Raw genomic sequence first — 12,622 nt, 5'->3', positions numbered from 1 at the left:
TCGGTCAGGCGGCGCCGATGCCGGCCACCAAGCTGCCCGGCGCCTGGCCGTTCTTCAGCCCGGCGGTGAACGCCAGCATGCGGTCGATCGGCACGCGCGCCCGCACGCCCAGTGCCGCATCGACGTGGATCTCGCCCGCGCCGGTCTCCAGCGCATTCGCTAGTTCGACCAGCCCGTTCATCGCCATCCACGGGCAGTGCGCGCAGCTCTTGCAGGTGCCGCCGTTGCCCGCCGTGGGCGCTTCGATGAAGGTCTTGCCGGGGTTCAGCGTGCGCAGCTTGTGCAGCATGCCGGTGTCGGTCGCGACGATGAACTCGGTCGCGTCGAAGCGCTGCGCCGCGTTCAGGATGGCCGAGGTGGAACCCACCGCGTGCGCCAGCGCGATCACGTCCGAGGGCGACTCGGGGTGCACCAGCACCTTGGCCTTCGGGTGCTCCTTCATGAGCAGCTCGAGTTCGAGCGCCTTGAATTCGTCGTGCACGATGCAGGCGCCGTTCCAGCTGACCATGTCGGCGCCGGTCTGGCGGCGGATGTAGTCGCCCAGGTGGCGGTCGGGGCCCCAGAGGATCTTCTGGCCGGCCGCATGCAGCGCGTTCACCACGTCGAGCGCGCAGCTGGAGGTGACGAGCCAGTCGGCGCGCGCCTTCACGGCCGCGCTGGTGTTGGCGTAGACCACCACGGTGCGGTCGGGATGCTCGTCGCAGAAGGCGCTGAAGGCGTCGACCGGGCAGCCCAGGTCAAGCGAGCAGTTCGCGTCCAGGTCGGGCATCAGCACGCGCTTTTCGGGCGAGAGGATCTTCGAGGTCTCGCCCATGAAGCGCACGCCCGACACCACCAGCGTGGTGGCAGCGTGGTCGCGGCCGAAGCGCGCCATCTCGAGCGAATCGCTCACGATGCCGCCGGTTTCCTCAGCCAGGTCCTGCAGGTCGGGGTGCACGTAGAAGTGCGACACCATCACCGCGTTGCGCTCGCGCAGCAGGCGGCGGATGCGCGCCTTCAGCGCAACGCGCTCGTCGGGCGAAGGCTCGGGGGGCACGCGGGCCCAGGCGTGGCGCGTGTCGCAGACCGCGCCTTGCGCGGGCTGTTCGTAGTCGACATCGATGACGGAAGCGGTCGTCATGGCGGTTCAGTGGGTCAGGAAGCGCATCGAGTAGTCGATGGCCTTCACGTCCTTGGTCAACGCGCCGATCGAGATCCGGTCGACACCGGTCTCGGCCAGGGCGCGCAGGCCGTCGAGCGTGACGCCGCCGGAGATCTCGAGCACGGCCTTGCGGCCCTCGCCCACGGCGTCGTTCAGACGCACGGCCTCGCGCAGCGTGGGCAGGTCCATGTTGTCGAGCAGCACCATGCGGGCGCCGGCGTCCAGCGCTTCCTGCAGCTGGGCCAGGGTCTCGACCTCGACCTCGACAAAGGCGGCCTGCGCGGCCACGGGCGCCACCGCGCGCAGGGCGGCGGCCACGCCACCGGCCGCGGCGATGTGGTTTTCCTTGATGAGCACCGCGTCGTACAGGCCGATGCGGTGGTTCAGCCCGCCGCCGGTGCGCACGGCGTACTTCTGCGCCAGGCGCAGGCCCGGCAGGGTCTTGCGGGTGTCGACGATGCGGGCACGGGTGCCCTTCACGGCGTCGGCGTACAGGGCGGTCTTGGTGGCGACCGCGCTCAGCAGCTGCAGGAAGTTGAGCGCGGTGCGCTCGGCCGTCAGCAGCGCGCGGGCGCCGCCTTCGATTTCGAGCACGGGCTGGTCGGCGGCGCAGCGCTGGCCTTCGCCGCACAGCCAGGTGATGCGCGCCTGTGGATCGAGCCGCCGCACGGTGGCCTCGACCCAGGGCGCGCCGCACACCACGGCGGTTTCGCGTGCGAGCACGCGGGCATGGGCGGTGCGGGAGGCGTCGACCAGCGAGGCGGTCAGGTCGCCGTCGGCGACGTCTTCCTGCAGGGCGCGGGCGACGTCGGACTCGGCCAGCGCGGCGACGGCCGACGCCGAGAAATCAAAGCGAGGGCTCATGTCTCTGGAATCTCTAATCTTCTTCAGGAGGAATGGCGCGAGGCCGGGCCGGCGGGCGGCTGCACCGACTCGGGCACCGGGTCGCGCCCGGTCAGCGCCGCAACGGCGTCGCGCGGGCTCACCTGGCCGTCGAGCAGCGCGACCACGCCTTCGGCGATGGGCATCTCGATGCCCAGGCCGCGCGCGCGCTGCACCACGGTGCGGGCACAGTACACGCCCTCGGCCACGTGGCCCAGCGAATCGACGGCCTGTGCGAGCGTGCGGCCCTGGGCCAGCAGCAGCCCGACCTTGCGATTGCGCGACAGGTCGCCGGTGGCGGTCAGCACGAGGTCGCCCAGGCCCGACAGGCCCATGAAGGTGTCGGCGCGGGCGCCGAGCGCCAGACCGAAGCGGGTCATTTCGGCCAGGCCGCGGGTGATCAGCGCCGCGCGGGCGTTGAGCCCGAGCGCGAGGCCGTCGCACAGCCCGGTGGCGATGGCGAGCACATTCTTCACGGCGCCGCCGACTTCGACACCGACGATGTCGTCGTTGGCGTACACGCGCAGGGCCGGGCCGTGGAAGGCGTCGACCAGCGCGTCGCGCACGCCGGCGTGCGGGCTGGCGGCCACCAGCGCGGTCGGGCGCCCTTCGGCGACCTCCTGCGCAAAGCTGGGGCCGCTGAGCACGCCCGCCTTCAATTCAGGGGCCACCTGGGCCCAGATCTCGTGGGCGAGCAGGCCGTAGGCGGTGGGAGACGCATCGAGCGCGGGCTCGACGCCCTTGCACAGCCACGCCACCTGGGCGCTGGTGCCGCGCAGGGCGATCAGCTGGTCGCGCAGGGCGGCCATGGGCGTGGCCACGATGACGAGGTCGGCACCGGCCTGCGCCTGGGCGATGTCGCCCGCGCGCACGGCCAGCGAGGCCGGCAGGGCCAGCCCGGGAAGGTAGCGGGTGTTTTCACGCGCGGCCGACATGGCGTCGGCCTGGGCGGCGTCGCGCGCCCACAGCGTGACCTCGTGGCGGGCCGCCGCGTTGACTGCGACGGCCGTGCCCCAGGCACCGGCGCCATGAACGCAGATCTTCATCGTGCGCTGGCGGCGTCGTGCGGCCGGTTTACTGGGCCAGGGTGGGGGCAGCCTGGCCGGCGGCCTGGGCTTGCTGCTGCTCGTACATGGCCTGGAAGTTGATTTCGGCCAGGTGCACGGGCGGGAAGCCGCCGCGCTGGATCACGTCGGCCACGTTGCCGCGCAGGTACGGGTAGACGATCTGCGGGCAGGCGATGCCCAGGATCGGGCCCATCTGGTCTTCCGGCAGGTTGCGGATCTCGAAGATGCCGGCTTGCTTGGCTTCGACCAGGAACACGGTGCGGTCGTCGATCTTGGTCTGCACGGTGGCCGACACGGTGATCTCGAAGATGCCGTCGGCCACGGGCTGGGCGTCCACGCCGAGCTGGATGTCGACGGTGGGCTGCGTCTGCTCCAGCAGGATCGCGGGCGAGTTGGGTTGTTCGAGCGACAGGTCCTTGAGGTAGACGCGCTGGATCTGGAACACGGGATCTTGGGCTTGCTGGTCGGCCATGGCTGAACTTTCGAGGATCAAAACAATGCCCGCCGGGGAGAGGGTCCCGCAGCGGGCTGCAGATGAGGGAACAAACGATTATCGCCCGACGGCCCGCGCACTTTCGTGACGCCCGGCCGCGCGGGGCTTCAGGCGCCTTGCAGCAGCGGAACGAGGCCGCCGCGGCTGTCCAGGGCCATGAGGTCGTCGCAGCCGCCCACGTGGGTGTCGCCGATGAAGATCTGCGGCACCGTGCGGCGCTGGGTGATCTCCATCATGGTGGTGCGGGCTTGCGGGTCGGTGTCGATGCGGATCTCTTCGATCTGCTCGACGCCCTTGGCCTTGAGGATCTGCTTTGCACGCGTGCAGTACGGGCAGACGGCGGTGGTGTACATCTTGACGGCTTGCATGCGCTCTACCTTGGGAAGAATCAGGCTTTTTCAACCGGCAGGTTGGCCTCTTTCCAGGCCTTGAGCCCGCCGGCGACGGCTTGGGCCTGCTCGTAGCCGAGCTTCTTGGCCGTGGCCACGGCGCGCTGGGCGCGGGCACCGGTGGCGCACACCAAGAGCAGCGGCACGTTCTTGTTCTTGACCGTGCTGGCCAGCTTCTCGTCCAGCAGGTTCAGGGGCACGTTCTTGGCGCCGATCATGTGGCCGGTCGCGAACTCTTCGGGTTCGCGCACGTCGACCAGCACCGCGCGTTCGCGGTTGATGAGCTGCACGGCGCCCTGGGCCGTGAGCGTGCCGCCGCCCGCACCCCGGATCATCGGCCAGGCCAGCATGCCGCCCGAGGTGAGCGCCATCAGGATCAGCATCCAGTTCGCGGTGACGAATTCGATCAATTTCACGGGGGTTCCTTGGATGGCAAACCCGGGATTTTAGAATGCTGGTTTTCCCACGCGCTTCCAAAGGCCTCCGACATGCACAAACTGGTACTGATCCGCCACGGCGAATCGACCTGGAACCTCGAAAACCGCTTCACCGGCTGGACCGACGTCGACCTGACCGAGACCGGCGTCGAGCAGGCCAAGCAGGCCGGCCGGCTGCTCAAGGCCGAGGGCTATGACTTCGACGTGGCCTACACCAGCGTGCTCAAGCGCGCCACCCGCACCCTCTGGCACACGCTCGACGAACTCGACCGCACCTGGCTGCCCGTGGTGCACTCCTGGCGCCTCAACGAACGCCACTACGGCGGCCTGCAGGGCCTGAACAAGGCCGAAACGGCCAAGAAGTACGGCGACGAGCAGGTGCTGGTCTGGCGCCGCAGCTACAGCACCCCGCCGCCGCCGTTGGAAGCCGACGACCCGCGCAGCGAGCGCTCCGACGTGCGCTACGCCAAGCTGTCGCCCGAGCAGATCCCGCTGACCGAATGCCTGAAGGACACGGTCGCGCGCGTGCTGCCGTTCTGGAACGAGTCGATGGCCCCGGCCATCCGCACCGGTCGCCGCCTGGTCGTGGCCGCGCACGGCAACTCGATCCGCGCGCTGGTGAAGTACCTGGACGGCATCTCGGACGACGCCATCGTCGGCCTGAACATCCCGAACGGCATTCCGCTGGTCTACGAGCTCGACGACGACCTCAAGCCCCTGCGCCACTACTACCTGGGCGATGCCGCCGCCGCCGAAAAGGCCGCCGCCGCGGTGGCTTCGCAGGGCAAGGGCTGAAGACGTAAGCAAAAGAAGAAAACCCCGCCTGCCGGTTCCTCCGTGGAACCCCGGCAGGCAATTTGCTTCCAAGCTGTGTATATTGGTTCGACAGCCGTCGACATACAGGACATTTCACTCATGATGGGCCAGAAACTGAAGATCACCGGCTGGGTCGCCGCCGGCGCCGTTGCTGGCGTCCTGACCACCGTCTCGCTGCAGACGGTCGCGCGGGGTTCGCTCGCGCCGCTCCCGCTCGAGGAGTTGCAGCAGCTCGCGGCCGTCTTCGGGATGGTCAAGAGCGACTATGTCGAACCGGTCGACGAGAAGAAACTCATCTCGGACGCCATCTCGGGCATGGTGGCCGGGCTCGATCCGCACTCGCAGTACTTCGACAAGAAGTCCTTCAAGGAATTCCGCGAGGGCACCACGGGCCGCTTCGTGGGCGTGGGCATCGAGATCTCGCAGGAAGACGGCCTCATCAAGGTCGTTTCCCCCATCGAGGGCTCGCCCGCCTTCCGCGCCGGCCTGAAGCCGAACGACCTGATCACCAAGATCGACGACACCGCCGTGCGCGGCCTGTCGCTGAACGAAGCCGTCAAGCGCATGCGCGGCGAGGCCAACACCAAGGTGCTGCTGACCATCTTCCGCAAGGACGAGAGCCGCACCTTCCCGGTCACGATCACGCGCGAGGAAATCCGTACCCAGTCGGTGCGCGGCAAGATGATCGAGCCGGGCTACGGCTGGATCCGCCTGTCGCAGTTCCAGGAACGCACGGTCGACGACTTCGTCAAGAAGATCGAGGAGCTCTACAAGGAAGACCCGAACCTCAAGGGCCTGGTGCTCGACCTGCGCAACGACCCGGGCGGCCTGCTCGACGCGGCCGTGGCGGTGTCGGCGGCCTTCCTGCCCGAGAACGTCACGGTGGTCACCACCGACGGCCAGCTGGCCGAAAGCAAGTCGATCTACAAGGCGGCGCCCGAGTACTACCAGCGCCGTTCGGGCAGCGACCCGCTGCGCAACCTGCCGGCCGCGCTCAAGAACGTGCCACTGGTGGTGCTGGTGAACGAAGGCTCGGCCTCGGCCAGCGAGATCGTGGCCGGCGCGCTGCAGGACCACAAGCGCGCCACCATCATGGGCAGCCAGACCTTCGGCAAGGGCTCGGTGCAGACCGTGCGACCGCTCGGCCCCGACACGGGACTGAAGATCACCACCGCGCGCTACTACACGCCCAGCGGCACCTCGATCCAGGCCAAGGGCATCGTGCCCAACGTGCTGGTCGACGAAAGCGCCGAGGGCAGCCCCTTCGCCGCCCTGCGCATGCGCGAGGCCGACCTCGAGAAGCACCTGGCCAGCGGCCAGGGCCCCGAGGTGAAGGACCCCGAGCGTGAAAAGGCCCGCGACGAAGCCCGCAAGCGCCTCGAGGAAGAAGCCAAGAAGCCGCCGCAGGACCGCAAGGTGCCCGAGTTCGGCACCGACAAGGACTTCCCGCTGGTGCAGGCGCTCAATCGCCTGAAGGGCCAGCCGGTGCTCGTCAGCAAGACGCAGGTCATCGTCGACAACAAGGACGAGAAGAAGGAAAACTGATCCCGGCGAGCGGGCCGCACGCACCGTGCGGTTCGCGCCACCGGCGTTTCCCCCTCCCCCGCAAAGGCCCAGGCAGGCGCGCATGGACGACCACGACCTGCTGCGCTATTCGCGGCACATCCTCCTCGAAGAATTCGGCATCGACGGCCAGGCGCGCGTCAGCGCCGGCCGGGTGCTCGTCATCGGCGCCGGCGGGCTGGGCTCGCCGGTGGCCCTGTACCTCGCGGCGGCGGGGGTCGGCCACATCGTGCTGGTCGACGACGACGAGGTCGATCTCACCAACCTCCAGCGACAGGTTGCCCACACGCATGCGCGGGTGGGCCAGTCCAAGGTCGCATCCGCCGCGCAGGCCATGCGCGACATCAACCCCGACATCGCCATCGAAACCCACGCCGTGCGCGCCGACGAGGCACTGCTGTCGCAGCTGGTGGCTGCGGCCGACGTGGTGGTCGATTGCTGCGACAACTTCGCCACCCGCCAGGCCGTGAACCGCGCCTGCGTGGCGCACGCCAAACCGCTGGTGGCGGGCGCGGCGATCCGTTTCGACGGCCAGCTGAGCGTCTACGACACCCGCGACGCGACCTGCCCCTGCTACGCCTGCCTGTTCCCGCCTGAGGCCAGCTTCGAGGAAACGCGCTGCGCGGTGCTCGGCGTGTTCGGGCCGGTGGTCGGCACCATCGGCACGCTGCAGGCCAGCGAGGCGCTCAAGCTGCTGGCCGGCATCGGCCCGTCGCTGGCGGGCAAGCTGCTGATGTTCGACGGGCGCAGCACCGGTTTCGACACGCTGCGCGTCTCGCGCGACCCGCACTGCAGCGTCTGCGCGCAGCGGCCCCAGGCCAGCGCCTGAGCGCCCGCCTGCCCTCTTCTTTCTTTCGTTAAGGCTGGCGAGCCCCCTTGGCTCGCGCGGCACCGCGCGACGCCGCCCCGGCCGTGGGCCGGTTCGCCAGCGCCAGCACGCCCGTGCAGTCGGCGTTCTCGCCGGGGCCGGTCTCGATGGTCGCGGCCAGCGCCAGCAACGGGTTGATGGCGCCCAGCGCCAGCGCTGCGAGGCCACGACCGGCCAGCGGCCCGATCTCGACGCCGCCCTTGGGTGCGCCGAAGGTGCCGCTCACGACCAGCGGCGTGCGCAGCGACAGGAAGCTCGCGCTCTTGGGCTCGGGCCGGATCACGAAGTCGAGCGACTCGGTCGCGAGGTTGGCCTGGCCGGTGGCGGTGAAGACGGCGTTGGTGGTGTCCAGCACCAGCGTGCGCCCGCTCATCACGCCCTTGTTCACGTCGAAGGCCAGCGCCGCGCAGCGCAGCTCGACGTCGCGGTCGCCGCGCAGCAAAAACTTGAGGATGTCGCCGCCCACCAGCGTCGCGAACACCGGCATCAGATTGCCGAACTGGCCGCGCCCCGACAGCACCGCCATGTCGCCCGACGCACCGCCGAGCCAGCTGGCCACCGAATTGCCGGCGCCCGACAGGTTGATGCGCCCGTCGAGCTGGCCGACGCTGTTGCCCGAGCTTTCCAGCTTGGGAATCAGCCGCGCAAGCTTCAGCCCGCGCACGTCGAGTGACATGCGGATGTCGGTCGGCGTCTTCCCCGCGTCGATGCGGACCGCCCCCACCAGCTTGCCGCTGGCCACGCCGAGGTCGAGCGGGTCGAGCGACAGCACGCCGTCGGTCAGCTTGATCTTGACGCTGCCACGGTCCAGTGGCACCTCGCGCACGTTGCGGATGCGCTCGGCGGTGTAGCCCACGTCGGCGTTCATGGCGTGCAGCCGCGCGAAGTCGAAGGGGTTGGTCGGCAGCACCTTGCCGCCGGGCGGACGCTTGGGCTGGGCCGAGGCGACCGGCGCCACGCCTTCCACCGCGTTGGCGGAACGCGCCGTGGGCGGCAAGCCGATCAGCGGACCGAGGTCGTCCATGTCCATGACGCGCGAGCGCAGCGTGCCCGACAGGCGCGGCACCTTGCCGGCCTGGTCGAACGCCATGTCGCCACCGATGTCCGACAGGCCCAGGCGGCCGTTGAGCCCCGCCGCCGCCCAGAGCTTGCCGCGCTTGCTCAGGCTGCCGCTCAGCGCATAGGGCGGGGTCTGCGGCAGCACGACGCCGGTCAGCGGGAACAGCGCGCTCAGCGTCTGGCCCTTGACCTGGAACGTGGCGTCGATGCCGTCGAAGCCCGCGAGCTGGGCCACGGTGCCGCTGGCCTTGAGCTTCGTCTGGCCGGCGGCGGCGTTGATCTCGAGCGGGAACGGCGGTGCGCCCGCGGCGTTGATCTGTAGCACATCGCCCGTGCGACCGTCGGCCGTGAGCGGCTGGCCCTTGTAGCGGCCCTTGATGCGGTAGTGCAGCGGCAACTCGCCGCGGGTGCTGTCGTAGTCGAGGTCGGCATGCACGTCGACGCCCAGGTGCGTGGCCAGGAAGTCGACAGCGCCCTTGTCGACCTGGACCAGGCCGATGGTGGGCACGGTGCCGGTGTCCGAGGTGTCCTTGCCGAAGGCCCAGGTGCGGCGCCCGTCGGACTCCATCTGCAGCCCCACCGTGGGCCCGGACAGCGCCAGGCGCGGAATGACCACCTGTTTGTCGACGAGCGGCCAGAGCCGGATCTCGAAGCTCGCACGCTCGGCCTTCACCAGGTAGGGATCGCGCGCCCAGTCGGGGTTGGCGAATTCGATGCCATCGAAGGTCACGGTGGCGGCTTTCCAGCCGAGGTCGACATCGAGCCGGCGGGTGATCTCGAACTTGCGCCCGGTCTTTTCGCTCACGAAGCGGTTGAGCGGCTCGCGCAGCGTGTCCCACGGAAAGAAGGCGACGAGGAGCGCGAAGGCGGTCAGCAGGACGGCGACCAGCAGCACGAAGACCGCCAGCAGCTTCTGCCAGCGCGGCCGGGTGCGGAGGGATTGGGTTGCCATGCTCGATTCTTACCCGGATGACGGCCCCCGCCGGGTCGGCGGCGGGCCGCAGACCCCGTGCGGCATGGCCTACGGCGGCGACGGCGCGATCGTGCGTCGGAACCCGCCTACAACACGCGGCCCTTGAACCCTGCATGATCGGACGCGGGGAGGCCTCAATGTGTGCACGGGCAGACGCTCCCCTTCGCGGGACGCTTCAGGACACGAGCACCTGCCCACCTCGGAGGAAGCGGCTCGGCATGGATTCCAGATTGCAGACCTACGTTGTCGAAGACAACCCCACGATCCGTGAAAACCTCATCGGCACTCTGGAGGAGCTCGCCTGCGCGACGGTCGTCGGCTTTGCCGAGACCGAGCAGCATGCGCGCGAATGGCTGCACGGCCATGCCGATGAATGGCACCTGGCCATCGTCGATCTCTTTCTCAAGCAAGGAAGTGGCCTGGGCATCCTGCAGGCCTGCCAGTCGCGCAAGCCCGGCCAGAAAGTGGTGGTGCTCAGCAACTATGCGACGCCCGACATCCGGCGCCGCTGCGCCGAGTTCGGGGTCGATGCGGTGTTCGACAAATCCAACGAGATCGACGCGCTGGTCGACTTCTGCCTGGCGCAGGCCGGAGCCATGCATGCCGCGCCCGATGCGAACTGAGCGCAGGCCAGCGCGGGGACGCGCCCCGGCCGCCGGCCGCCCTGCGGGAACACGCTCAATCGATGAGCTTGTTCTTCAGCGCGTAGTAGGTCAGGTCGCTGTTGGACGAGAGATTCATCTTCTCCATCAGCCGCGTGCGGTAGGTGCTCACCGTCTTCACCGACAGCGACAGCGTCTTGGCGATGTCGCCGGCGGTCTCGCCCTTGGCCAGCTTCAGGAACACCTGGAACTCGCGCTCCGAGAGCTGCTCGTGCGGCGCGGCGTCGTCCTTGCGGTCGAGCTGGCGGGCCAGCAGTTCGGCCACGGCGGGCGTGATGTAGCGCCGGCCCAGCGAAATGGTGCGGATGGCGTTCACGATCTCGATCGGATCGCATTCCTTGTTGAGGTAGCCGCTCGCGCCCTGACGGATCAGGTTCATCGCGTAGTGCTCCTCGGGGTAGCCACTGAGGATCAGGATGCCCACGTCCGGCGCCTTGGCGCGGATCATGGCGAGGGCATCGATACCGCTTTGTCCCGGCATGGAGAGATCCATCACCAGCACGTCCAGTTCGGTGGTGCGGACCAGCTCGATGGCTTCACGGCCGCTCGCTGCCTCGCCCGCCACGCGCAGGTCCACGTGCTCGGAGAAGAACTGCCGGAGGCCCGATCGCACGATGGCGTGGTCGTCCACAATTCCAATTTTGATCATCTGTTACTTTCGTCGTTGTGCTGCGGACTTGGAAGCCGCAGCATGCCGGTCCCTGATTGTTATCAATTATTCACGAAGTTGCATTGAATGCGACCTTAAAGGTGACATGCACTGGTTAGCCCCTCCCAAAATGGCCGTCAGCCTGCTGCTCGCGGCGCTGGCTGCGCTGGCCCTCGTGGGCATCAACGAGGCAGGGTACAGGCAATCGAGCCGGGCCCTGGCGGACATCGACGAGGCGCAGCAGATTCGCGGCACGCTCAACCAGATCCTGCAGAACATGCTGGACGCCGAAACCGGCCAGCGCGGCTTCCTGCTCACGGGCGAAGCCGCCTACCGCCAGCCCTACGACGTCGCGGTCAAGCAGGTGGACGGCCACCTCGCGACCCTGCGCCAACTGTATGCCGAACGCCCGGCCGAGCGAACCCAGCTGACCGAGCTGTCCAAGCACGTGCTGCGCAAGGTGGCCGAGATGGACATGAGCGTGCGCCTGCGCCACGAAGGCAACGAGGACGCCTGGAAGTTCGTCATGACCACCGACGTCGGGCGCGAGGAGATGGAGGCCATCCGCGCCACCGCCAGCGAGCTGGTGAAGGCCAGCAACCAGACACTGCACGCCAGCCAGCTGCAGGTGATGAAGTCGCTGCAGCTGGCGCGCATCGGCACCGGCATCGTGGCACTGGCCGCGCTGATCGCCTTCTTCCTGTACCTGCGCCAGACGCACGCGCTGCGCTCCGTGGGCGAACGCCAGCAGGAGGTGCTGCAGCGCGAACGCAATGCGCTCGAAGACGAGGTGCGCGAGCGCACCGCCTCGCTGGCCGAGCTCGCCACCCACCTGCAGGACGTGCGCGAGACCGAGCGTGGCTACCTCGCGCGCGAGCTGCACGACGAGCTGGGCTCGCTGCTCACCGCCGCCAAGCTCGACGTGGCGCGGCTGAAGTCGCGGCTGGCCGACGCGCCCGACGCGATCCAGCGGCTGCAGCATCTGACCGAGCTGCTCAACAGCGGCATCGCACTCAAGCGCCGCATCATCGAGGACCTGCGGCCTTCGTCGCTCTCCAACCTCGGGCTGGTCGCCTCGCTGGAAATCCTGGGGCGCGAGTTCGGGGAACGCTCGGGGCTGGCGATCGAGATGGCGCTGGAGCCCGTGACCATGGACGAGTCGCGCCAGCTCACGATCTACCGCATGGTGCAGGAGAGCCTGACCAACATCGGCAAGTACGCCGAGGCCACCGAAGCCACCATCGTGCTGAAGAACTACGCCAACCACGTGATCGTGGAAGTGACCGACAACGGCAAGGGCTTCGATGCACAACGCGTGCGCCCGTCGACGCACGGCCTGGCGGGCATGCGCCACCGGGTCGAGGCGGCGCGCGGCAAGCTCACCATCACCTCCACGCCCGGACAGGGCACGCGGCTCACCGCGATGCTGCCGGTGGTGAAGCCGGCGAGCCCCGACACCACCGCGCCACGCGCGGCCTCGGCCTGAGGGGCCGCGGCATTTCTTCACGCCACGGCCTTCGGCGACTCGGTCGCCTCCTACGCTCCCCCGCCCCGGTCGCTGACAGGGCTGATGCGGCCCTGCCCTTAAGGTGGGTCCTGTGTCATCCGGCACCGGGCCGTGTC

General features: G+C 68.9%; 13 protein-coding genes. 5 read left to right on the top strand and 8 right to left on the bottom strand.

Features of this window, described 5'->3' with window-relative positions; genetic code table 11:
* Window positions 1–4 precede the first annotated feature (4 nt).
* The 6 genes from nadA to AC07OH_RS13980 form a co-directional block, all read right to left on the bottom strand.
* Window positions 5–1,120 carry a quinolinate synthase NadA gene (gene nadA / locus AC07OH_RS14005; protein ID WP_495301075.1) on the bottom strand — a complete coding sequence of 372 codons (1,116 nt, stop codon included), beginning with the start codon at window positions 1,118–1,120 and terminating at the stop codon, window positions 5–7.
* A gap of 6 nt (window positions 1,121–1,126) precedes the next feature.
* A complete protein-coding gene (gene nadC / locus AC07OH_RS14000) occupies window positions 1,127–2,005 on the bottom strand; it encodes a carboxylating nicotinate-nucleotide diphosphorylase (RefSeq protein ID WP_487847817.1) in 879 nt (292 codons plus the stop codon).
* 23 nt (window positions 2,006–2,028) lie between these two features.
* Window positions 2,029–3,069, bottom strand: a complete 1,041-nt coding sequence (locus AC07OH_RS13995) for an NAD(P)H-dependent glycerol-3-phosphate dehydrogenase (RefSeq protein ID WP_495301074.1) — start codon at window positions 3,067–3,069, stop codon at window positions 2,029–2,031.
* A 28-nt stretch (window positions 3,070–3,097) separates the two neighbouring features.
* The gene (gene secB / locus AC07OH_RS13990) at window positions 3,098–3,562 is read right to left on the bottom strand and encodes a protein-export chaperone SecB (RefSeq protein WP_099792246.1); all 465 of its coding nucleotides are present in this window, start codon (window positions 3,560–3,562) and stop codon (window positions 3,098–3,100) included.
* A 128-nt stretch (window positions 3,563–3,690) separates the two neighbouring features.
* Window positions 3,691–3,951, bottom strand: a complete 261-nt coding sequence (gene grxC / locus AC07OH_RS13985; protein WP_062477087.1) for a glutaredoxin 3 — start codon at window positions 3,949–3,951, stop codon at window positions 3,691–3,693.
* A gap of 20 nt (window positions 3,952–3,971) precedes the next feature.
* Entirely contained in the window at window positions 3,972–4,355 is a 384-nt protein-coding gene (locus tag AC07OH_RS13980) for a rhodanese-like domain-containing protein (RefSeq protein WP_492677924.1), read from the bottom strand.
* 105 nt (window positions 4,356–4,460) lie between these two features.
* Here AC07OH_RS13980 and gpmA point away from each other — a divergent pair, with 105 nt between their 5' ends.
* The 3 genes from gpmA to AC07OH_RS13965 all read left to right on the top strand — a co-directional run bounded on the left by gpmA (window position 4,461) and on the right by AC07OH_RS13965 (window position 7,617).
* Entirely contained in the window at window positions 4,461–5,204 is a 744-nt protein-coding gene (gpmA, locus tag AC07OH_RS13975; protein ID WP_013543140.1) for a 2,3-diphosphoglycerate-dependent phosphoglycerate mutase, read from the top strand.
* A gap of 123 nt (window positions 5,205–5,327) precedes the next feature.
* Window positions 5,328–6,770: a S41 family peptidase gene (locus AC07OH_RS13970; RefSeq protein ID WP_099797176.1), complete on the top strand. Its 1,443-nt coding sequence runs from the start codon at window positions 5,328–5,330 to the stop codon at window positions 6,768–6,770.
* 82 nt (window positions 6,771–6,852) lie between these two features.
* A complete protein-coding gene (locus tag AC07OH_RS13965; RefSeq protein WP_495301073.1) occupies window positions 6,853–7,617 on the top strand; it encodes a HesA/MoeB/ThiF family protein in 765 nt (254 codons plus the stop codon).
* A 28-nt stretch (window positions 7,618–7,645) separates the two neighbouring features.
* Here AC07OH_RS13965 and AC07OH_RS13960 read toward each other — a convergent pair whose 3' ends face one another.
* Window positions 7,646–9,667, bottom strand: coding sequence for an AsmA family protein (locus tag AC07OH_RS13960; protein WP_495301072.1), 2,022 nt, complete (start codon window positions 9,665–9,667; stop codon window positions 7,646–7,648).
* Window positions 9,668–9,906: 239 nt separating this feature from the next.
* Between AC07OH_RS13960 and AC07OH_RS13955 the strand changes: the two genes are divergently transcribed.
* Window positions 9,907–10,311 (top strand): response regulator, encoded by a 405-nt coding sequence (locus AC07OH_RS13955; RefSeq protein WP_495301071.1) that lies wholly within the window; start codon window positions 9,907–9,909, stop codon window positions 10,309–10,311.
* A 55-nt stretch (window positions 10,312–10,366) separates the two neighbouring features.
* Here the strand turns inward: AC07OH_RS13955 and AC07OH_RS13950 are convergent, their stop codons facing one another.
* Complete coding sequence (locus AC07OH_RS13950; protein WP_007837167.1) at window positions 10,367–10,999, bottom strand: response regulator; 633 nt, start codon at window positions 10,997–10,999, stop codon at window positions 10,367–10,369.
* A 130-nt stretch (window positions 11,000–11,129) separates the two neighbouring features.
* Here AC07OH_RS13950 and AC07OH_RS13945 point away from each other — a divergent pair, with 130 nt between their 5' ends.
* Entirely contained in the window at window positions 11,130–12,485 is a 1,356-nt protein-coding gene (locus AC07OH_RS13945) for a CHASE3 domain-containing protein (protein ID WP_489059727.1), read from the top strand.
* Window positions 12,486–12,622: the final 137 nt, after the last annotated feature.

The sequence above is a fragment of the Variovorax sp. GW821-FHT10C12 genome (assembly GCF_059415405.1).
This window is presented reverse-complemented; position numbering and strand designations above follow the sequence as displayed.